The sequence below is a fragment of the Paracoccus sp. J39 genome, assembly GCF_000518925.1.
Taxonomy (GTDB): Bacteria; Pseudomonadota; Alphaproteobacteria; order Rhodobacterales; family Rhodobacteraceae; genus Paracoccus.
The window spans coordinates 114,466-135,029 of the sequence record NZ_JAEN01000002.1; the positions used below are offsets into that span (position 1 = coordinate 114,466).

22 protein-coding genes are annotated in these 20,564 nt (G+C 68.0%); 13 read left to right on the forward strand and 9 right to left on the reverse strand.

Features of this window, described 5'->3' with window-relative positions:
- The first annotated feature begins 24 nt into the window (after window positions 1-24).
- The 5 genes from rpsP to rpmE are packed head-to-tail and all read left to right on the forward strand — an operon-like array spanning window position 25 to window position 2,381.
- Window positions 25-399 (forward strand): 30S ribosomal protein S16, encoded by a 375-nt coding sequence (gene rpsP, locus L632_RS0102525; protein ID WP_028712489.1) that lies wholly within the window; start codon window positions 25-27, stop codon window positions 397-399.
- The gene (gene rimM, locus L632_RS0102530) at window positions 399-902 is read left to right on the forward strand and encodes a ribosome maturation factor RimM (RefSeq protein ID WP_028712490.1); all 504 of its coding nucleotides are present in this window, start codon (window positions 399-401) and stop codon (window positions 900-902) included. Before rpsP ends, rimM begins: the two co-directional genes overlap by 1 nt.
- On the forward strand, window positions 899-1,765 hold the full coding sequence (gene trmD, locus L632_RS0102535; protein ID WP_028712491.1) for a tRNA (guanosine(37)-N1)-methyltransferase TrmD: 867 nt from the start codon (window positions 899-901) through the stop codon (window positions 1,763-1,765). The genes rimM and trmD overlap by 4 nt, the downstream gene beginning before the upstream one ends.
- A 2-nt stretch (window positions 1,766-1,767) precedes the next feature.
- On the forward strand, window positions 1,768-2,148 hold the full coding sequence (gene rplS, locus L632_RS0102540; RefSeq protein ID WP_028712492.1) for a 50S ribosomal protein L19: 381 nt from the start codon (window positions 1,768-1,770) through the stop codon (window positions 2,146-2,148).
- An 11-nt stretch (window positions 2,149-2,159) separates the two neighbouring features.
- Complete coding sequence (gene rpmE, locus L632_RS0102545; protein WP_010395846.1) at window positions 2,160-2,381, forward strand: 50S ribosomal protein L31; 222 nt, start codon at window positions 2,160-2,162, stop codon at window positions 2,379-2,381.
- Window positions 2,382-2,501: 120 nt separating this feature from the next.
- Here rpmE and L632_RS0102550 read toward each other — a convergent pair whose 3' ends face one another.
- Together L632_RS0102550 and L632_RS0102555 are read right to left on the reverse strand one after the other, a co-directional pair.
- Window positions 2,502-2,708: a hypothetical protein gene (locus tag L632_RS0102550; RefSeq protein ID WP_028712493.1), complete on the reverse strand. Its 207-nt coding sequence runs from the start codon at window positions 2,706-2,708 to the stop codon at window positions 2,502-2,504.
- Complete coding sequence (locus L632_RS0102555; RefSeq protein ID WP_028712494.1) at window positions 2,705-2,953, reverse strand: hypothetical protein; 249 nt, start codon at window positions 2,951-2,953, stop codon at window positions 2,705-2,707. Before L632_RS0102555 ends, L632_RS0102550 begins: the two co-directional genes overlap by 4 nt.
- A gap of 269 nt (window positions 2,954-3,222) precedes the next feature.
- Between L632_RS0102555 and L632_RS0102560 the strand changes: the two genes are divergently transcribed.
- From L632_RS0102560 to L632_RS0102570, 3 genes are all read left to right on the forward strand, one after another.
- Window positions 3,223-4,005, forward strand: a complete 783-nt coding sequence (locus L632_RS0102560) for a division plane positioning ATPase MipZ (RefSeq protein WP_028712495.1) — start codon at window positions 3,223-3,225, stop codon at window positions 4,003-4,005.
- A gap of 69 nt (window positions 4,006-4,074) precedes the next feature.
- Window positions 4,075-5,241, forward strand: a complete 1,167-nt coding sequence (locus L632_RS0102565; RefSeq protein ID WP_028712496.1) for an efflux RND transporter periplasmic adaptor subunit — start codon at window positions 4,075-4,077, stop codon at window positions 5,239-5,241.
- A complete protein-coding gene (locus L632_RS0102570) occupies window positions 5,238-8,294 on the forward strand; it encodes an efflux RND transporter permease subunit (protein WP_028716329.1) in 3,057 nt (1,018 codons plus the stop codon). The genes L632_RS0102565 and L632_RS0102570 overlap by 4 nt, the downstream gene beginning before the upstream one ends.
- Before the next feature lie 102 nt (window positions 8,295-8,396).
- Here the strand turns inward: L632_RS0102570 and L632_RS0102575 are convergent, their stop codons facing one another.
- The 5 genes from L632_RS0102575 to L632_RS0102595 form a co-directional block, all read right to left on the reverse strand.
- Window positions 8,397-9,701 (reverse strand): pyruvate dehydrogenase complex dihydrolipoamide acetyltransferase, encoded by a 1,305-nt coding sequence (locus L632_RS0102575; RefSeq protein ID WP_028712498.1) that lies wholly within the window; start codon window positions 9,699-9,701, stop codon window positions 8,397-8,399.
- Between the two features lie 12 nt (window positions 9,702-9,713).
- Window positions 9,714-11,096 carry a pyruvate dehydrogenase complex E1 component subunit beta gene (locus tag L632_RS0102580; protein WP_028712499.1) on the reverse strand — a complete coding sequence of 461 codons (1,383 nt, stop codon included), beginning with the start codon at window positions 11,094-11,096 and terminating at the stop codon, window positions 9,714-9,716.
- Window positions 11,097-11,108: 12 nt separating this feature from the next.
- Window positions 11,109-12,140: a pyruvate dehydrogenase (acetyl-transferring) E1 component subunit alpha gene (pdhA, locus tag L632_RS0102585; RefSeq protein ID WP_028712500.1), complete on the reverse strand. Its 1,032-nt coding sequence runs from the start codon at window positions 12,138-12,140 to the stop codon at window positions 11,109-11,111.
- Between the two features lie 223 nt (window positions 12,141-12,363).
- Window positions 12,364-12,657 (reverse strand): septum formation initiator family protein, encoded by a 294-nt coding sequence (locus L632_RS0102590; protein WP_028712501.1) that lies wholly within the window; start codon window positions 12,655-12,657, stop codon window positions 12,364-12,366.
- A gap of 35 nt (window positions 12,658-12,692) precedes the next feature.
- On the reverse strand, window positions 12,693-13,994 hold the full coding sequence (locus L632_RS0102595) for an acetylornithine deacetylase/succinyl-diaminopimelate desuccinylase family protein (RefSeq protein ID WP_028716330.1): 1,302 nt from the start codon (window positions 13,992-13,994) through the stop codon (window positions 12,693-12,695).
- Between the two features lie 104 nt (window positions 13,995-14,098).
- On the opposite strand from L632_RS0102595, the gene L632_RS0102600 reads away from it, so the two are divergent.
- The 5 genes from L632_RS0102600 (at window position 14,099) to L632_RS0102620 (ending at window position 19,051) form a co-directional block, all read left to right on the forward strand.
- Window positions 14,099-14,380 carry a hypothetical protein gene (locus tag L632_RS0102600; protein ID WP_028712503.1) on the forward strand — a complete coding sequence of 94 codons (282 nt, stop codon included), beginning with the start codon at window positions 14,099-14,101 and terminating at the stop codon, window positions 14,378-14,380.
- A 10-nt stretch (window positions 14,381-14,390) separates the two neighbouring features.
- Window positions 14,391-15,050, forward strand: a complete 660-nt coding sequence (locus L632_RS0102605; protein ID WP_028712504.1) for a DUF1523 family protein — start codon at window positions 14,391-14,393, stop codon at window positions 15,048-15,050.
- A gap of 3 nt (window positions 15,051-15,053) precedes the next feature.
- On the forward strand, window positions 15,054-15,998 hold the full coding sequence (gene deoC / locus L632_RS0102610) for a deoxyribose-phosphate aldolase (protein WP_028712505.1): 945 nt from the start codon (window positions 15,054-15,056) through the stop codon (window positions 15,996-15,998).
- Between the two features lie 2 nt (window positions 15,999-16,000).
- Complete coding sequence (locus L632_RS0102615; protein WP_028712506.1) at window positions 16,001-18,331, forward strand: aldehyde dehydrogenase family protein; 2,331 nt, start codon at window positions 16,001-16,003, stop codon at window positions 18,329-18,331.
- 90 nt (window positions 18,332-18,421) lie between these two features.
- The gene (locus L632_RS0102620; RefSeq protein ID WP_028716331.1) at window positions 18,422-19,051 is read left to right on the forward strand and encodes an FMN-binding negative transcriptional regulator; all 630 of its coding nucleotides are present in this window, start codon (window positions 18,422-18,424) and stop codon (window positions 19,049-19,051) included.
- Between the two features lie 166 nt (window positions 19,052-19,217).
- Here L632_RS0102620 and L632_RS0102625 read toward each other — a convergent pair whose 3' ends face one another.
- A complete protein-coding gene (locus tag L632_RS0102625) occupies window positions 19,218-19,973 on the reverse strand; it encodes a hydroxypyruvate isomerase family protein (RefSeq protein WP_028716332.1) in 756 nt (251 codons plus the stop codon).
- A 2-nt stretch (window positions 19,974-19,975) separates the two neighbouring features.
- Window positions 19,976-20,521: a DUF1285 domain-containing protein gene (locus tag L632_RS0102630; protein ID WP_028712509.1), complete on the reverse strand. Its 546-nt coding sequence runs from the start codon at window positions 20,519-20,521 to the stop codon at window positions 19,976-19,978.
- Window positions 20,522-20,564 lie beyond the last annotated feature (43 nt).

The following is a 20,564-nucleotide window of genomic DNA, read 5'->3' on the forward strand; positions in this document are numbered from 1 at the left end:
CCGCCATTCCAAAGGAGAAACGCAATGGCAATGAAAATCCGCCTGGCCCGTGGTGGCTCGAAGAAACGCCCCCATTACGCCATCGTCGCCTCGGACTCGCGCATGCCGCGCGACGGCCGCTTCATCGAGAAGCTGGGCACCTACAACCCGCTCCTGCCCAAGGATTCGGAAGAGCGCATCAAGATGAACCTCGAGCGGGTGCAATACTGGCTGGCCCAGGGCGCGCAGCCGACCGACCGCGTCGCCCGCTTCCTGGAAGCCGCCGGCGTGAAAGAGAAATCCGAGCGCAAGAACCTGAAGAAGGGCGAGCCCGGCAAGGCCGCCAAGGAACGCGCCGAGAAGCGCGCCGCCCGTGAAGCCGCGGCCAACGCCCCGGCCGAAGAAGCCGCTTCGGAATAATGGCCGAGCGGGTCTGCGTCGGCGCGATCGCGGGTGCCTTCGGCGTCCGGGGCGAGGTGAGGCTGAAGAGCTTCACCTCGCAGCCCAACGATATTGCCGCCTATGCCCCGCTTTACACCGAAGACGGCAGCCGCTCGTTCACCGTCCGCCTGACGCGGCCGGTGACGGGCGGGCTTGGCGCCCGGCTGTCGGGCATCGAGACGCGGGAACAGGCCGAGGCGCTGAAGGGCGTCACCCTCTGGGCCGACCGCGACAGGCTTCCGGCGCTGCCGGACGACGAATTCTACCATGCCGACCTGATCGGCCTGTCGGTCTATGACACCGGCGGCGCGCTGCTGGGCAAGGTCCGGGCGATCTACGATCACGGCGCGGGCGATATCCTGGAAATCCACGGCGCCGGCCGCGGGCAGGCGCTGCTTTTGCCCTTTACCCGTGCCTTCGTGCCGACGGTGGACATCGCCGCCGGGCGCATCGTCGCCGACCCGCCGGAAGACCAGGAATGACCGGCGGGGCGATGAAATCCCACGGCCGGCTGTCGATCCGGGCCAGCACGCAGCCGCGCGATCTGATGGCCGAGCCGCAGGTCAGGGGCGCATGGACCGCACAGGTCATCACGCTTTTCCCCGAGGCTTTTCCCGGCGTTCTGGGGCTTTCCCTGACCGGAAGGGCGCTGTCGGAGGGGCTGTGGAACCTGCGCAGCATCGACCTGCGCCCCTTCGGCATCGGCCGCCACCGCAACGTGGACGACACGCCCGCCGGCGGCGGCGCCGGCATGGTGATCCGCCCCGACGTGATGGATGCGGCATTGCGCGAGGCGGGCGGGGACCTGCCGGTGATCTATCTTTCGCCACGCGGCAGGCCCTTCACCCAGGCGCGGGCGCGGCAACTGGCCAAGGGCCCGGGCATGACCCTGATCTGCGGCCGGTTCGAGGGCGTGGACCAGCGGGTGCTGGACGCCCATGGCATCGAAGAGATCAGCATCGGCGACTATGTCCTGACCGGCGGGGAACTGGCGGCTCAGGTCTTGATCGACGCGACGGTTCGCCTTATACCGCGCGTGCTGGGGAATCAGGAGTCTCTGGCCGAGGAATCCTTTTCCCCGGACCATGGCGGCCTGCTTGAACATCCGCAGTACACGAAGCCCGCCCTTTGGGAAGGCCGCGCGATCCCGGAAGTGCTTTTGTCCGGCAATCACGCGGCTATTGCCAGTTGGCGGCGCGACATGGCCGAAAGGCTGACCAAGGAACGCCGCCCCGACCTGTGGCGGGCATATGAGGAAACTCGTATGGACCCGGCAAAGGACCGACAGCTCTCGGGCGCATCAGACCAATCGCGGGGCTACCGCGAGCATCAAGAGGAACCATAGCGATGAACCTGATCGCCCAGTTGGAAGCCGAGCAGATCGCCGCGCTCGGCAAGGACATCCCCGATTTCAAGGCCGGCGACACCGTCCGCGTCGGCTACAAGGTGACCGAAGGCACCCGCACCCGCGTGCAGAACTACGAAGGCGTGGTCATCTCGCGTAAGGGCGGCGGCATCGGCGCCTCGTTCACCGTGCGCAAGATCTCGTTCGGCGAGGGCGTCGAGCGTGTCTTCCCGCTCTACTCGACCAATATCGACTCGATCACCGTGGTGCGCCGCGGCCGGGTCCGCCGCGCCAAGCTGTATTACCTGCGCGATCGCCGCGGCAAATCGGCCCGTATCGCCGAGGTCAGCAACTACAAGCCCAAAGCCGACGCTCAGGCCTGAGGAGACGCGCCATGAAAGCAGACATCCATCCCGACTATCACCTGATCGAGGTCAAGATGACCGACGGCACCACCTATCAGGTGCGTTCGACCTGGGGCAAGGAAGGCGACACCATGTCGCTGGACATCGACCCGACCTCGCACCCCGCCTGGACCGGCGGCTCGGCCAAGCTGATGGACACCGGCGGCCGCGTGTCGAAGTTCAAGAACAAATACGCCGGCCTGGGCTTCTGATCCCGGACCCGGACCGCAATGCAAACGCCGCCCCAAGGGGCGGCGTTTTTCGTTGGGCGGGCGGTGGGCGGCCCGCTGCCGGCGCGGTGCGAAGGGCCGGATGCGCGCCGGATCGGCGATTCAATAGGCCAGGCCGAAGATCGGCATCCAGACCGGCGCACGCGGGGCCCGGTTCAGCGGCAGGCCGGTCAGCTGGCCGCGGCCGGTGTCGATCACCACGCGGCCGTCGCGATATTCGCGCAGCACCGGACCCTGCGCGCTTTGATGCGCCGACAGGGCGATGGTGGCAAAGCCGCGGTTCGGCTTGGGGAAAATGGCGTGGATCATCGGATCGCTCCTTTCCGGTCGAGGCGATGGATGGCGGTGTCCCAGCGCGACGGGTCGCGGTGGCGCATCAGCTCGCACGCGGTCTCGAAAGGCACGCCGGTGATCAGGCGCAGCGGTATGTCCGAGATGCGATGCGGCCTGCCCGTGCGGCGGTCGATCAGGCTGACCGCATAGCGTGGGGCGGCGGGCATGGCGACCCGCAGCGCATGTTCGGCAAAGGCCGACAGATGGTTCAGCACGGTCATCTCTGGCTCCCTCCCTGGCTGACCCCGCCGGATGACTCCGGCATGGCTATATAACGACATATCTGATCGTATTTTTCAAGATAAATATCGACCAACCAAGTCGTGATGAAAGAATGGCGCCGGAACAGGTGTTTGCGGGGTGCGTGGCCCTGGTCCGGCCCGGCGCGAAAAGGATGCGGCCCCGGCGATTCGCCGGCCTGGGCGCTTTTCATCGCGGCTGTCGCGGCCTATGGTCCGGCCCGTAAGCGGCGGGCATCGCAGGGGGATTCGTGGCGCATATCATCGTCGTCGGCAACGAAAAGGGCGGTTCGGGCAAGTCCACGACCTCGATGCATGTGGCGACCGCGCTGGCGCGCATGGGCCACCGGGTCGGTGCGCTCGATCTGGACGTGCGCCAGCGCAGCTTCGGCCGCTATCTCGAGAACCGCGCCGCCTTCGCGCAACGCGAGGGGCTAGATCTGCCGATGCCGCTGCTGGGCCATCTCCAGCCCGAGATCCCCGGCGGCCCGGACCCGCTGTCGCAGGCGGTCGCGGCGCTGGATGCCGAATGCGACTTCATCCTGCTGGACTGTCCAGGGTCGCATACGAAGCTCAGCCAGATGGCGCATACGCTGGCCGATACGCTGATCACGCCGATGAACGACAGTTTCGTCGATTTCGACCTGCTGGCGCGGCTGTCGCCCGAGGGCAAGATCCTCGGGCCTTCGATCTATGCCGAGATGGTCTGGTCCGCCCGCCAACTGCGCGGCGAGGCGGGGGCGGGGCCGATCGACTGGCTGGTGCTGCGCAACCGGCTGGGTACGCAGGCGATGCACAACAAGCGCAAGGTCGGCGGCGCGCTGGCGAACCTGTCCAGGCGCATCGGCTTCCGCGTGGCGCCCGGTTTTTCCGAGCGGGTGATCTTCCGCGAGCTGTTTCCGCGCGGATTGACGCTTCTCGACCTCAAGGATATCGGCACGGAACAGCTCAGCATGTCCAACATTGCCGCGCGGCAGGAACTGCGCGACCTGATCGGCGAGTTGAACCTACCCGGCGTCAGCGTTTCCTTCTGAAACCCGGCTGGCATTGTTGCCGGGGGCAGGCGCGACTATGTTGCGCCGCAGATTGGTTTGGAGGGGACGATGACGGCAACCTGCCGGATCACCCGGATCGCGATGCTGGCGCTTGCCCTGTCCCTGGGACCGGCCGGCATGGTCATGGCCGAGACCGCGGGCGCGGTCGAGCAGACCGAACTGCCCGTGGTGACGCTGGCCACCGCCGAGCGCAGCTGGATCGAGGCGCGGGTGCCGGTCTCGGGCTCGCTGGTGGCGCGGCAGGAGGTGCAGGTCCATGCCCTCGTCTCGGGGCACGAGATCACCGGCATCGAGGCGGAGGTCGGCGACCGGGTCAAGGCCGGGCAGGTGCTGGCGCGGCTGTCCGAGGACGTGCTGTCGGCGCAGCTGGCCCAGGCCGAGGCCGAATATCAGCGCGCCGAGGCCGGGGTGCGGCAGGCCGAAAGCCAGATCGCCAGCGCCGAGGCCAGCCTGACCCAGGCCGTCGCGGCGCTGGAGCGCACCCGCAGCCTGCGGCAAAGCGGCAATGCCAGCCAGGCGGTGCTGGATCAGGCCATCGCCACCGAGGCTTCGGCGCGGGCGGCCTCTGCCTCGGCCTCGGACGGGCTGGGCGTGGCGCGGGCGGCGCAGGCCCAGGCCGCGGCGGCGCAGCGCATCGCGCGGCTGAACCTGGACCATGCCCGCATCGTCGCGCCGGTCGATGGCGTGGTGGTGGCGCGGACCGCCCGGCGGGGGGCCATTCCCGGCGGCGGCGGCGAGCCGCTGTTCACCCTGATCGCCGGCGGCGAGGTCGAGCTTGAGGCCGACGTGATCGAGACCGCGCTGAGCCAGCTGAAGCCGGGCGATACGGCCGAGATCGCGGTCGCGGGTCTTGGCCGCGTCGAGGGCAAGCTGCGGCTGGTGCCGGCCGCCGTCGATCCGGTGACGCGGCTTGGCCTGGCGCGGATCGCACTGGAACCCGACCCGCGCCTACGTCCGGGACTTTTCGCCAGCGGCTGGATCATCACAGACAGGCGCGAGGCGGTGACCGTGCCCAGCTCGGCCATCCTGGCGGATGCCTCGGGCGAGCGGGTGCAGGTGGTCAAGGACGGCCGGATCGAGGCGCGCGAGGTCCGCACCGGCCTGCTCTGGCAAGGCCGGCGCGAGATCGTCGAGGGCATCGCGGCCGGCGAGACGGTGGTGGCCCGGGCCGGCGCCTTCTTCCGCAGCGGCGACCAGGTGCGGGCGGCGCCATGAACTTCTCGGCCTGGTCCATACGCCATCCGGTGCCGCCCATCGCGATCTTCCTCGTGCTGATGCTGATGGGGTTCTACAGCTTCAGCCGGCTGGCGGTCACGGCCATGCCGAATATCGACCTGCCGCTGGTCAGCGTCGTGGTCAGCCAGCCCGGCGCCGCCCCCAGCGAGCTGACGCGGCAGGTGATCCAGCCCATCGAGGATTCCATCGCCTCGATCACCGGCGTGCGGCACATCACCTCGTCCGCGACCGACAGTTCGGCCCGCATCTATGTCGAATTCGAGCTGGAAACCGATACCGACCGCGCCGTCAACGACGTCAAGGACGCGGTGGCCAATGTCCGCGCCGACCTGCCGGAATCCATCGTCGAGCCGCTGATCCACCGCATCGACGTCAGCGGCATGGCGATCCTGACCTATGCCGTCAGCAATCCCGGCATGAGCATCGAACAGCTGTCGGATTTCGTCGACGACGTGGTGTCGCGGGACCTGTCCACCGTGCCGGGCGTCGCCAGCATCACCCGCATCGGCGGCGCCGACCGCCAGATCAATGTCGAGCTGGACCCCGACCGCATCATGGCCTTCGGGCTGACGGCTGCCGAGATCTCGGATCAGCTGCGGGCCAAGAACATCGACATGGGCGGCGGCCGGGGCGATCTGGCCGGCACGGAATATTCCATCCGCGCGCTGGGATCGGCGGGCGACGTGGCCCGGCTGGCCGCGACGCCGATCCTGATCGGGGGCGGGCGGACGGTGCGGCTGGACCAGCTGGGCAGCGTCACCGACGGCGCCAGCGAGGAACGCAAGTTCGCGCTGCTCGACGGCCAGCCCGTGGTCGCCTTCGGCGTCTTCCGCGCCAGCGGCGAATCCGATCTGGAGGCCGGCGACGGCACCAAGGCCCGCATCGCCGAGATCGAGGCGCGCAATCCCGGCACCCGCATCACCCTGATCGACGATGCCACGACCTATACCTCGGGCAGCTACCATTCCACGATGGAGACGCTCTACGAGGGCGCGGCGCTGGCGGTGGTGGTGGTGTTCCTGTTCCTGAGGAACTGGCGCGCGACGCTGATCGCCGCCGTGGCGCTGCCCCTGTCGATCATCCCGACCTTCTTCGTCATGCATTGGCTGGGCTTCACGCTGAACGGCATCAGCCTGCTGGCGATCACCCTTGTCACCGGCATCCTGGTCGACGACGCCATCGTCGAGATCGAAAATATCGTGCGGCACATCAACATGGGCGTTCCCGCCTATGAGGCCAGCATGGAGGCCGCGAACGAGATCGGCCTGACCGTCATCGCCATCAGCTTCTCGATCGTCGCGGTCTTTGCCCCGGTCAGCTTCATGGGCGGGATTCCGGGCCAGTATTTCAAGCAATTCGGCTTGACCGTCGCGGTTTCGGTGCTGTTCTCGCTTCTGGTGGCGCGGCTGATCACGCCGATGCTGGCCGCCTATTTCCTGCGCGACAACACCCGCCTGGCCGAGGAGCGCGACGGGCCGGTGCTGCGGACGCTGATGGCGGTGCTGGCCTGGACGCTGCGCCATCGCGGCCTGACGCTGCTGATGGGGCTGGGGGTCTTTGCCGGCTCGATCTTTTCCGCCACGCTGCTGCCGACCGAATTCATCCCGGCCTCGGATGTCGGCCGCAGCCAGATCACCATCGAATTGCCGCCCGGCGCCACGGTGTCGGAAACCGAGGCGGCGGCGCGGATGATCTCGCAGCGCATCGGCGCGGTGCCCGAGGTGCGCTCGGTCTTCGTCAATGGCGGAGAGGACGACGTGGCCAAGGCCAAGCTGATGGTCAATTACGGCCCCAAGGAAGAGCGCGAGCGGTCGAGCTTCGTCATCGAGGACGAGTTGAAGCGCGACCTGTCGCAGGTTCCGGACCAGCGGATCAACTTCCAGAACGAAGAGGGCAATGCCGACCTGCAGGTCTCGGTCCTTGGGGACAGCGAGGAGGGCGCGGCCGAGGCGGCCGAGCGGCTGATGGCGGCGATGAAGACCCTGTCCACGCTGGAGGGGGTCACATCCTCGGCCAGCCTGCAGCGGCCCGAGATCCAGATCCATCCGCGCCCCGAGGTCGCGGCGCAGCTGGGCGTCACCGCCAGCGCGCTGGCGACGACGCTGCGGGTGGCGACGCTGGGCGACACGGAATCGAACCTTGCCAAGTTCAACACCGGCGACAAGCAGATCCCGATCATGGTGCGGCTGGACGAATCGGCCCGGCGCGACCTGATGACGGTGCGCAACCTGCGGGTGCCAAGCTCGGCCGGGCAGGTGCCGCTGGAGGTGGTGGCGGATGTGTCGATCTCGGCCGGGGCGACCGAGATCGGGCGCTACGACCGGCGCTATCGCACCACGGTGTCGGCGAACCTGGCGGGCGGGGCGCTGCTGGGGCCGGTGAACGCGCAGGTCACGGCCTTGCAGAGCCAGGTGGAGCTGCCGGCGGGAACCCAGATCCAGCCCTCGGGCGATGCCGAGATCATGGCCGAGGTGTTCCAGGCCTTCACCGTGGCGATGATCTCGGGCGTGCTGCTGACCTATGTGGTGCTGGTGCTCTTGTTCCACAATTTCGTCACCCCGGTCTCGATCCTGATGTCGCTGCCGCTGGCCATCGGCGGCGCGATCCTGGCGCTGTTCCTGACCGGCAATTCCATCAGCATGGCGGTGGTGATCGGCTTCCTGATGCTGATGGGGATCGTGACCAAGAACGCCATCATGCTGGTGGAATTCGCCGTCAGCTCCATGGACCAGGGCACGGAGAAGCGCGCGGCGATCCTGGATGCGGTGCACAAGCGGGCCCGGCCCATCGTCATGACCACCATCGCCATGACGGCGGGCATGGTGCCCTCGGCCCTCGGCACCGGCGAAGGGGCCGAGTTCAGCTCGCCCATGGCCATCGCGGTGATCGGGGGGCTGCTGCTTTCCACGCTGCTGTCGCTGCTGTTCGTGCCGTCGCTGTTCTCGGTCATTCATGGCGGGCAGGTGCGGGTGGCGCGCTGGCTGCGGCGGCGGATCGGGCTGAACGCGGCGGCGGAGGCGGCGGGCGAGTGAGGCCGCTGCCGGGGGCTTCGCGCCCCCGGACCCCCGCGGGATATTTGGACAAGAAAGAAGAAAGGGGGCCGCCGGCCCCCTTTGCGGTTCATGCTGCCCGGATCAGGCCAGCATGCCCATCGGGTTTTCCAGGTGCTTGACGATGGCTTCCAGCAGCTGGGCGCCGAGGGCGCCGTCGATCACCCGGTGGTCGACCGAGAGGGTCATCGACATGACGTTGCGGACCACCACCTCGCCATTCTCGACCACCGGGGTCTGGATGCCGGCACCGACGGCGAGGATCGCGCCATGCGGCGGGTTGATCACCGCGTCGAAATTCTCGATCCCGAACATGCCGAGGTTGGAGATGGCGAAGCTGCCGCCCTGGTATTCGTGGGGCGCGAGCTTCTTGGTCTTGGCGCGGGTGGCCAGGTCCTTCATCTCGGCCGAGAGGGCGGACAGCGTCTTTTGCTGCGCGTCCTTCAGCACCGGGGTGAAGAGCCCGCCTTCGATCGCCACCGCGACAGCCACGTCCGAATGCTTCAGCTTCAGGATCCGGTCGCCGGCCCAGACCGCGTTCGCATCCGGCACCTCTTGCAGGGCCAGCGCGCAGGCCTTGATGATGAAGTCGTTCACCGACAGCTTCACGCCCCGCGATTCCAGCTGCTTGTTCAGCATGGCGCGGAACTTCATCAGTTCGTCGAGCTTCGCGGACCGGCGCAGGTAGAAATGCGGGATGGTCTGCTTGGCTTCCGACAGGCGCGCGGCGATGGTGCGGCGCATGCCGTCCAGCGCCACCTCCTCGGTCTCGCGGTCGGCATAGATCTTGAGGATGGTTTCCGCGGAGGGGCCGGCGGGGGCTGCGGTCGCCGGGGCGGGAGCGGCGGCTTTCGGGGCATCGGTGGCGGCAGGCTTGGCCGCGCCGGGCTTGGCGCCCTCGACATCCGCCTTGACGATGCGGCCATGCGGGCCGGAGCCCTGGACCGAGGCGAGGTCGATGCCCTTTTCTGCCGCAATGCGCCGCGCCAGGGGCGAGGCGAAGATGCGCCCGCCCTCGGCCGATTTCGGCGCGGCCGGGGCTGGGGCTGCGGCTGCCGCCGGTGCCGGGGCGGCTTCGGCTTTCGTCGCCTCGGGCCTGGCTTCCGCCTTGGGCGCCGGCGCCGCGCCGAGGTCGTCGGCGGATTCGCCCTCCTCCAGCAGCACCGCGATGGGGGTGTTGACCTTGACCCCTGCCGTGCCCTCGGCGATCAGGATCTTGCCCAGCTTGCCTTCGTCGACGGCCTCGAATTCCATCGTGGCCTTGTCGGTCTCGATCTCGGCCAGGATGTCGCCGGATTTGACCTCGTCGCCCTCTTTGACCAGCCATTTGGCCAGCGTGCCCTCTTCCATGGTCGGAGAAAGCGCGGGCATCAGGATTTCTGTCGGCATCTCGCTCGCTCCTTAACGGTAGGTGACTTTCTTGACCGCGGCCACGACCTCGTCCGAGGTGATCAGCGCGTGCTTTTCAAGGTTCGCGGCATAGGGCATGGGCACGTCCTTGCCGGTGCAGTTGATCACCGGCGCGTCGAGATAGTCGAAGGCGTTCTCCATGATATGGGCCGAGAGGTGGTTGCCGATCGAGGCGACCGGGAAGCCTTCCTCCACCGTCACGCAGCGGTTGGTGCGCTTTACCGATTCGATCAGCGTGGCGTAATCGATGGGGCGCAGGGTGCGCAGGTCGATCACCTCGGCCTCAATGCCCTCGGCGGCCAGTTTCTCGGCGGCTTCGAGCGCATGGACCATGCCGATGCCGAAGCTGACCAGGGTCACGTCCTTGCCGGGGCGCACGATCTTGGCCTTGCCGAAGGGGATGGTGAAATCGTCAAGATCCGGCACCTCGAAGCTGCGGCCGTAGAGGATCTCGTTTTCCAGGAAGATCACCGGGTTCGGGTCGCGGATCGCCTGCTTCAGCAGGCCCTTCGCATCGGCCGCCGAATAGGGCATCACCACCTTGAGGCCGGGGATCTGCGCATACCAGGCCGCGTAATCCTGGCTGTGCTGGGCCGCCACGCGCGCGGCGGCGCCGTTCGGGCCGCGGAAGACGATGGGGCAGCCCATCTGGCCGCCGGACATGTAAAGCGTCTTGGCGGCCGAGTTGATGATATGGTCGATGGCCTGCATGGCGAAGTTGAAGGTCATGAACTCGACGATCGGGCGCAGCCCGGCCATGGCGGCGCCGGTGCCGATGCCGGCAAAGCCGATTTCCGAGATCGGCGTGTCCACCACGCGGCGCGGACCGAACTTGTCCAGAAGGCCCTGGCTGATCTTGTAGGCGCCCTGGTATTCGCCGACTTCCTCGCCCATCAGGAAGACGGTCTCGTCGCGGTTCATTTCCTCTTCCATGGCCTCGCGCAGGGCCTCGCGCACGGTCATGGTCTTCATCGGCGTGCCTTCCGGCCAGTCGGGTGACTGGTCCGCGACCGGAGCCGGGGCAGGGGCGGCCGCCTCGGCCGGGGCGGACGGAGCCTCGGCCCTGGCCTCGGCGGGTGCGGCCTCGGCGGGCGCCTCGGCCTTCGGCGCCGGGACGGCATCGGCGGATTCGCCTTCCTCGACCAGCACGGCGATGGGGGTGTTGACCTTGACCCCCTGGGTGCCCTCGGCGATCAGCAGCTTGCCGAGGATGCCCTCCTCGACGGCCTCGAACTCCATCGTGGCCTTGTCGGTCTCGATCTCGGCGAGGATGTCGCCGGATTTCACGCTATCGCCTTCCTTGACCAGCCATTTGGCCAGCGTGCCTTCTTCCATGGTCGGCGACAGGGCGGGCATCAGGATTTCGGTTGCCATGGTTCCCTCCCCTCAGGCGTTCTGTTCCGCGCCGCCCTGCGGCACTTCCTTGGCGTAGATATCGGTCCAGAGCTCTTCCAGCGGCGGCTCGGGGCTTTCCTTGGCGAATTCGGCGGAATCGTTCACGATATCCTTGATTTCCTTGTCGATGGCCTTGAGGTCCTCTTCGGAGGCGTGCTTGCCGGTCAGCAGCAACTCGCGCACATGCTCGATGGCGTCGCGCTCGTCGCGCATCTTCTGCACTTCCTCGCGGGTGCGGTATTTCGCCGGGTCGGACATGGAATGGCCGCGATAGCGATAGGTCATGACTTCGAGGATGTAGGGCCCCTTGCCGGCGCGGCAATGCGCCACGGCCTTCTCGCCCGCGGCCTTGACCGCCAGCACGTCCATGCCGTCCACCTGTTCGCCCTTGATGCCGAAGGATTCGCCGCGGCCGAAGAGCGTGGTCGACTTGGTCGAACGCTTCATCGAGGTGCCCATGGCATACTGGTTGTTCTCGATGACGAAGACCACCGGCAGTTCCCAGAGCTCGGCCATGTTGTAGGTCTCGTAGACCTGGCCCTGGTTCGAGGCGCCGTCGCCGAAATAGACGAAGGTGACATTGTCGTTGCCGAGATACTTGTCGGCGAAGGCCAGGCCGGCACCCAGAGGCACCTGCGCCGCGACGATGCCGTGGCCGCCGTAGAAATGCTTCTCGCGGCTGAACATGTGCATCGAGCCGCCCTTGCCCTTGGAATAGCCGCCGATGCGGCCGGTCAGCTCGGCCATCACGCCGCGGGCTTCCATGCCGCAGGCCAGCATGTGGCCGTGGTCGCGATAGGAGGTGATGCGCTTGTCGCCTTCCTTGGCGGCGGCCTCGAGGCCGACGACGACGGCCTCCTGCCCGATATAGAGATGGCAGAAGCCACCGATCAGGCCCATGCCGTAAAGCTGGCCGGCCTTTTCCTCGAATCGCCGGATCAACAGCATGTCGCGGTAGTATTTGAGCAGCTCGTCCTTGGACACGTTGGACGTGTTCTGCCTGGCTGCGGGCTTTCTGACCATGGGCCTCCTCCTCGGGGCGGGGATAGTTCAGCGTTAAACTAATTCTAGGCGAAGCTTTCGGGGGAAGTAAACCGGACTCGTGCATCCGTCCAGAGGGCAGATGCGGAAAGCCGCTTGCGCCGGGGAAATAGTCGAGCCGCGCAGGGGGCATCGCCGCGTCCTGGGGCGCGGGTGCGGGGGTATTTGGGCAACAGAGAAGGCGCGGCCGATGTTTGCGGGAGGCTCAGCGGATGATGATCTCGTCGGCGCGCACCAGGCCCAGCACGTCGCGGGCGCGTTCGTCCAGCAGGTCGAGGTCGAGATAGTCGTCCGACAGGCGCCGGGTCAGGTTGCGCATCCGGTCCACTTCGGCCTGCAGCTTGTCGCGCTGCTGGACCAGTTCCTGCGTTTCGGCCTGCAGCTGCACCCGCCGCAGGATGCCCGAGGGGCCCTGCACCGCCGCGTAGGCGAAATAGACGCCCAGAAGGATCATCACGACGAAGAAGATGATGGCGCTGATCGACAGGCGTTGGGTCATAGGCTGCTCGGCGGCTGCTCGCTGGTTTCGGGCGATCATGCCACAGGCGCGGGGCGGGGGGAATCCCCCGCGGGGCCGCGCAGGATGTCGTCGAGCACCAGGGCCATGACCCGGGCGGAATCCCGCATATCGTCCACCCCCACCCATTCGTCGGGCTGGTGCGCCAGGTCCAGCACGCCGGGGCCGTAGGCAATGCAGTTTTTCAGCTTGCCGATGCGGTCGATATGTTTCTGGTCGTAGGTGCCGGGGCTGACCACATAGCCGGCCTCGCGGCCCAGCACCCGTTCGATGGCGGCGGCGGTCGAGCGCACCACCGGCGCCTCGCGGTCGGTCATGCTGGGGATCACCTCGAACAGGTCGCGGATTTCATAGGAGAATCCGGGGCGTTGCGCCCTGACCTGTTCGAGCAGCGCGGTGACCTCGCGCTTTATTTCCGAGAGCTCCTCCTCGATCAGGAAGCGGCGGTCGATCACGATGCGGCAGCGGTCGGCGACGCAGGGCGCCGGCAGGCCGGTGAAGTCCGGGCCGTGATCCGGTTCGCCGCCATGGATCGAGTTGATGTTCAGCGTCGAGTTGCGCGCGCCCTCGGGGATCACCGGCATCTGGGTCCGCTTGGTCATCAGCGGCGGGAACAGCGTGCGCTCCATTTCTTCCAGCACCGCGCCCATGTGGCGGATGGCGCTGTCGCCCAGGAAGGGCATCGAGCCGTGGGCGATGCGGCCATGCGTCTCGATCTCGGCCCACCAGACGCCGCGATGGCCCAGGCAGATGCGGTCCTTGTGCAGCGGCTCGGGGATGATGACATGGCCGACATGGGCGAAGGCGCCCTGTTCGGCAAGATAGGCCACGCCGCCGAAACCGCCCGATTCCTCGTCCGCGGTGGCGCTGATCTCGATCTGGCCGGGGTGGTCGGGGTAAAGCGCGATGAAGGCCTCGGCTGCGATGATGCTGGCGGCCAGCCCGCCCTTCATGTCGCAGGCGCCGCGGCCATAGATGCGGCCGCCCTCCAGTTCCGCGGCGAAGGGATCGCGGCTCCAGCCATGGCCGACCTCGACCACGTCGTGATGGCTGTTGAAATGCACGCATTCGCCGGGCGGGCCGCCCCGATGGCGGGCGACCAGGTTCCAGCGCGGAAAGGCCTCGCTGTCGCCGGGCGCGCCATGGGCGCGGATCAGTTCGCAGGCCCAGCCCTGCGGCGCCAGCCGGGCCTGCAGGTATTCGCAGATCTCGCGATAGTTGCGGCCCGGCGGGTTCAACGTCGGGATGCGGATCAGATCCCGGGTCAGGCGGACCAGGTCGTCGCGGCGGTTCTCGATCTCACGGGCAAGCGCGTCCATGGCGCAAGGCTAGGCCGGGCGCGGCGGCGCCGCAATGGGGTCATTGACAGTCGCGGCGCGGGGGCCTTCCATGGGGCAGGCTTTTCGCAACCAGGGTCGGCCCGATGATCGCCTTTCTTCGCCTGATCGGCATGGTCCTGATCGTCGAGCTGATCTTCTATGCGCTGATCTGGATCTATATCCGCAGCCTGCGCCGGGAAGAGCTTGAAAAGGAATGGGATCGCCGCCATCCCGAGCGCGCGGGCCCGTCCCCGGAACGCGCCGAGTTCGTGCGGCGTTCGATGGTGGGCTTCAGCAAGACCCTGCGGGCGCGGCTCGTCGGGCTGGTGCTGGTCCTGCCGGTGGTCGCGATCGTCGTGATCATCGTGATCGTGAACTACAATTGAGGGGGCGCCGATGCGCTGGTTCCTGACCGTCCTTGGGGTGATCTTCGGGATCGCGGTCTTTCTGTTCCTGGATTACACGCTGCCCTCGAAGCAGACGGTCCGCATCACCAACACCTACAACCGGCTGACGGATATCGGCGCGAATGCCTTTTTCTATGCCTCGCCCGATACCGGCACGGTGCAGAACGCCCAGGGCCAGCGCGACGTGCGCTTCATCGACACGGTGCGGCCGAACGGCAAGCCCTATGTCTATCGCAACGAGGATACCGGCTGGATCTGGCCGCCCTATTTCAAATACGACAGCTCGAACCTGCATGCGCAGGCGACGGACCTGCGCTCGACCGCGGCCAATCCCGAATGGGTCAGCGTGACCTCTTACGGCTGGCGCATCGCCTGGCTTTCGGTCTATCCGAACGCCATCTCGATCAAGCCGGTGGCTGGGCCCGAGGTGAAGCCCTTCAACTGGGCGGCGCAGATCATCCTGCTGATCCTGGGGGCGCTCTTGTTCCTGCTCTGGCGCATGTGGAACCAGTTCCGCGAGCGGACCATCGACCCAGCCGTGCGCTCCGCCGATGCGGCCTGGGACCGGCTCGACGCCCGGGCGGACGCGGCCCGCGACCGGGCGCGCGGGCGCATGCGGCGCTGGTGGGACGGGCTGCGGGGGCGCTGAGCCATGGACCGCAAGAATCCCGGCACCGATTTCAGCCTCGACTGGTTCGAGACCATCCAGGTCAACACCCCGGCGGCCGAGCGCCGTGCCGCAAGCCTGACCGCCCGCCGCAGCCTGAAGAAGGAATGGCAGGCGGCCTGGCTGCTGAACGCGGTGCGCTGCATCGACCTGACCACGCTGTCGGGCGACGACACGCCCGACCGTGTGGCGCGGCTGTGCGCCAAGGCGCGCCAGCCGGTCGATGCCGGCCAGTTGGCGGCGCTGGGGGTCGAGCATCTGACCACCGGCGCGGTCTGCGTCTATCCGACCATGGTGGCGGTGGCGAAACGCGCCTTGCAGGGCACGGCGATCCCGGTGGCCTCGGTCGCGACCGGCTTTCCCGCCGGGCTGATGCCGCTCGATCTGCGGCTGGCCGAGATCCGCTATGCATTGGATCAGGGCGCGGATGAGATCGACATCGTGATTTCCCGCGCGCTGGTGCTGCGCGGGGAATGGGCGGCGCTTTACGACGAGATCTGCGAGATGCGCGAGGCTTGCGGCCATGCCCGGATGAAGGCGATCCTGGCGACGGGCGAGCTCAAGACCCTGGGCAATGTCGCCAAGGCCAGCCATGTCGCCATGCAGGCCGGCGCCGATTTCATCAAGACCTCGACCGGGAAGGAGCCGGTGAATGCCACGCTGCCGGTGTCGCTGGTCATGCTGCGCGCGATCCGCGACTATCGCGACCGGACCGGCTTTGCCGTGGGCTTCAAGCCGGCCGGCGGGTTGAAAACCGCCAGGGACGCGCTGAACTGGCAGGTGCTGATGGCCGAGGAACTGGGCCGCGACTGGCTGCGGGCGGATCTGTTCCGCATCGGCGCCAGCTCGCTTCTGGCCGATATCGAGCGGCAGATTTCCCATCACGTCACCGGGCGCTACGCTGCCGCCCATCGTCTGGCCGCGGGGTGAACATGCCGAAGGTAAGCGAGATCATGGAAAGCATGGAATACGGCCCCGCGCCCGAGGATGCCTCTGCCGTCCGCGACTGGCTGCGCGAACGCGGCCGCTTCGGCCATTTCATCGCCGGGCGCTTTACCAAGGCTGGCGAGACCTTCGCCAGCCGCGATCCCTCGACCGGCGAGGAGCTGGCGCAGGTGACGCAGGGCACCGCCCGCGACGTGATGAAGGCGGTGCGTGCCGCCCGCCGGGCGCAGCGCGGCTGGGGCGCCATGCCCGGCCATGTGCGGGCGCGCTTTCTCTATGCCATCGCCCGGACGATCCAGAAGCGCGAGCGGTTCTTGGCGGTGCTGGAGACGCTGGACAACGGCAAGCCGATCCGCGAAAGCCGCGACATCGACGTGCCGCTGGTGGTGCGGCATTTCTACCACCATGCCGGCTGGGCCGAACTGGCCGAGACCGAGTTTCCCGGCCACGGCCCCTTGGGCGTCTGCGGCCAGATCATCCCGTGGAATTTCCCGCTGCTGATGCTGGCCTGGAAGGTGGCGCCGGCGCTGGCCGCCGGCAATACCGTGGTGCTGAAGCCCGCCGAATTGACGCCGCTGACCGCGCTGGCCTTTGCCGAGATCTGCGCCCATGTCGGCCTGCCCGCCGGGGTGGTCAACATCGTCACCGGCGACGGCGAGACCGGCGCGGCGCTGGTCGCGGCCCCGGTGGACAAGATCGCCTTCACCGGCTCGACCGAGGTCGGGCGCGGTATTGCCCGCGCCGTCGCCGGCTCGGGCAAGCGGCTGACGCTGGAACTGGGCGGCAAGTCGCCCTTCGTGGTCATGGAGGATGCCGACCTGGACGCCGCCGTCGAGGGCGTGGTCGACGGGGTCTGGTTCAACCAGGGCGAGGTCTGCTGCGCCGGCTCGCGCATCCTGGTCGCCGAAGCGGTCGCCGCGCGGTTCGAGGCGCTGTTGCGGGCGCGGATGGGCAAGCTGCGGCTTGGCGCGCCGCTCGACAAGTCCACAGATATCGGCGCCATCGTCGACCCGGTGCAAAAGGACCGCATCCTGCGCATCCTCGACCGGGCGACCGCCGCCGGGGCGGAACTGGTCGGCGGCGCGGCGGCGCCGGGCTGCTTCATCGCGCCGGGCTATCTGCGAAACATCGCCCCCGCCAATCCCGGCATGGTCGAGGAGATCTTCGGCCCCATCGCCACGCTCTCGACCTTCCGCAGCCCGGACGAGGCGGCGGACCTGGCCAACAACACCCGCTACGGGCTGGCGGCCTCGGTCTGGTCGGAAAGCGCCACGGTGGCGACCGACATGGCGGCCCGGATCAAGGCCGGCGTGGTCTGGGTGAATTGCGCCAACCTCTTCGACGCGGCCGCGCCCTTTGGCGGCATGCGCGATTCGGGCTATGGCCGCGAGGGCGGGCGCGAGGGGATGCTTGACTATCTGGCCGCCCCCGTCGCCGCGCAGCGCGACCCGGTGCCGGCGGACATCCCCCCGGCCGAGGCGTCCGAGGAAAGCGCCGGGATCGACCGCACCGTCAAGCTTTATATCGGCGGCGCGCAGAAGCGGCCGGACGGCGGCGCGAGCTACCTCGCACAGGACGAGCTGGTGCCGCTGGGCAATCGCAAGGACATCCGCAACGCGGTCGAGGCAGCGGGGTCCGCGTTGGCGAAATGGCAGGGCCTGGGCGGTCACGGCCGGGCGCAGGTGCTGTATTTCCTGGCCGAGAACCTGGCGCAGCGCCGTGCCGAATTCGCCGGTTACGCCAGCCCGGCCGAGGTCGATGCCGCCATCCGCCGCTGCTTCTTCTATGCCGGTTTTGCCGACAAATACGACGGCGCCACGGTCTCGGCCAAGCCCGGCCACCTGTGCCATGTCCAGCCCGAGCCGCATGGCGTCATGGGGCTGGTCGCGCCGACGGCCGCGCCGCTCGCCGGTTTCATGGCGCTGGTGCTGCCGGCCATCGCCATGGGCAATGCCGTGGTGGCGATCCCCTCGCAGGATCGGCCGATGGCGGCGCTGACATTGGCGCAGGTCCTGGCCTGCTCGGACATGCCGGGCGGCGTGGTCAATATCGTCAGCGGCCCGCGCGATGCGCTGGCGGGGACGCTGGCCGCGCATGACGGCGTTTCGGCGATCTGGCACGCCGGGCAGGGCGAGGGGCTGGCCGAACTGCAGCGCGCCGCGGCCGAGACCCTGATCCCGGTCTGGACCCCAGCGTCCCGCGACTGGAACGGCCCGCAGGCGCAGGGCCGGGAATTCCTGCGTGCCGCCAGCCGCAGCAAGACCATCTGGCTGCCCTATGGCGCGCTTCCCGCCGGCACCGGCAGCGCGGCCTATTAGCGGCGCTGGCCCGGTCGCGGGCGGCGCATGGCGTTGTCATCGCTGCGCCCGGGGGGCACAATCGGACCGCCTCAGCATCGGAATCGCCGCATGTATGTCCCCCCGCATTTCCAAGAGATCAGCCCCGACGAGATCGCCGCGGTCATCCAGGCTGCGCCTCTGGCCTGTATCGTGGCGCAGACGGATGAGGGGCTGATCGCCAACCATATCCCGCTGCTCGCCGCGCCGGACGGCACGCTGATCGGCCATGTGGCCCTGGCCAACGACATGCACCGGCTGATCCCCGACGGGCAGGAGGTGCTGGCGATCTTTCGCGGCGAGGATGCCTATGTCTCGCCGAATTTCTATCCCAGCAAGCCCGAGCATCACCGGCACGTCCCGACCTGGAATTATCAGGTGGTGCATGTCTATGGCGGCATCACCTTCCAGCATGACGAGCATGCCAAGCGCGCCGCGGTCGGCCTGCTGACCCGCAACCACGAGCGCCGCCTGAACGGGCCCGAGGCTTGGCGCATGGCCGATGCGCCGGCCGATTACCTGCAGCAGATGCTGGGCGGTATCGTCGCCTTCCGCATTGCGGTGCGCAGGACGCTGGCGAAATCGAAGCTCAGCCAGAACCGCGAGGCGCGCGACTATCTGGGCGCGATCGCCGGGCTGCAGGCCAGCGGGCACGAGGCCTTGGCCGAACGAATGGCCCGGCGCCTGCCAGGCAAGGATTGACCCGCGCAGGCGACCCTGCCGGAAAGGCCGGATTTGCGGCGGGCGCGAAGGCCGGCAAGACGTCCTGCGGCGCTTGTCCGGCTTCGGCGCCGCGGCGGCGGCGGCGATCAAGCGCCCCCGTCCCGTCACCCCGGGCGGATCGCGCCTGAATACGCCCGCCCCGATCTTAAGCCGAGCGCAGCCAGCGCAACCCGGCCTCGGTCGAGGTGCGGGGGGTGTATTCCGCCCCGACCCAGCCCCGATAGCCCGCGCCGTCGACGGCGCGCAGCAATTCGGCGAAGTCGATATCGCCCTGGCGCGGCTCGTGCCGTCCGGGACAGCCGGCGATCTGGATATGCCGCACGCGGGCGGCATGGCGTTCCCAGACCGCCAGCGCGTCGCCATGGATCATCTGCGCCTGGTAGGCGTCGAATTGCAGCCCCAGATTGGCCGCGCCGACGGCATCGATGATCTCGGCCGCGAGGTCGAAACTGTCGAGGTAATAGCCCGGCATGTCAGTGCGGTTCATCGGCTCGATGGTCAGGCTGGCGCGCGGCGCCCGGCGGCAGGCCCATTTCAGGTTCTCGACGAAGCTGCGCCGCGCCTCGGGCCCTTCGGCCTTGCCGGCCATCACGTGCAGGTGCTGCACCCCCAGCGCCTTGGCAAAGCGCAGGGCGCGGTCGAAGTCGCTGCGAAACCGGGTCTCGTTGCCCGGCTCGGCGGCGAAGCCGCGCGGGCCGCCGGCCCAGTTCGGCGGCGGCGTGTTCATCAGCACGAACTCCACCCCCGCCACCTGCGCGGCCTGGGCCAGCTCCTTGACCGCGAGATCATAGGGAAACAGGATCTCGACCCCGTGAAAGCCCGCCCGCCTTGCGGCGGCGAAGCGTTGCAGCATGGGCAGTTCGGTGAACAGATAGGTCAGATTGGCGGCGAATCGCGCCATGATCAGGGCTCCAGAGGAAAGGCCGTCCCTCCCGATCGCACTTCCATACGCCCGTTTTCGCCGGGCATAGCCGCATCGGCCAGTCGGTAGAATGTCTTGCGGTCGATCAGCGCCCAAAGACCGCGGCGGATATGGACATAGGGACGGGGTTCCTCGGCCGTCCCGCGCAGCTCGATCGCATGCCCGGGGCCGGCCGTCACCCGGTCGCCCACATTGGTGGTAAAGACGATGGTCTCGCCGATTTCGGCGTCCACGGCGATGAAGGGCGCATCGACCACGCGGATGCCGACCTTTTCAACCGGGGTGACCAGAAAGTAATCGTTACCCTCGCGCTTCAGGATCGAGGCGAAGAGCCGCACCATTTCCGGCCGGCCAATGGGGGTGCCGTTGTAGAACCAGCTGCCGTCGGCGCGGATTTCCATGTCCAGATCGCCGCAGAAGGGCGGATTCCAAAGATGCACCGGCGGCGGCCCCTTTTTCGAGGCGCGGCTGGCCGCGGCGGCGATTCCGGCCGCATCGCTCACGGCATTGTCAGTCTTTTCCTCCATTCCCTGTGGACCCCGTCACCCCTGCCTTTATGTTGTCCTAGAA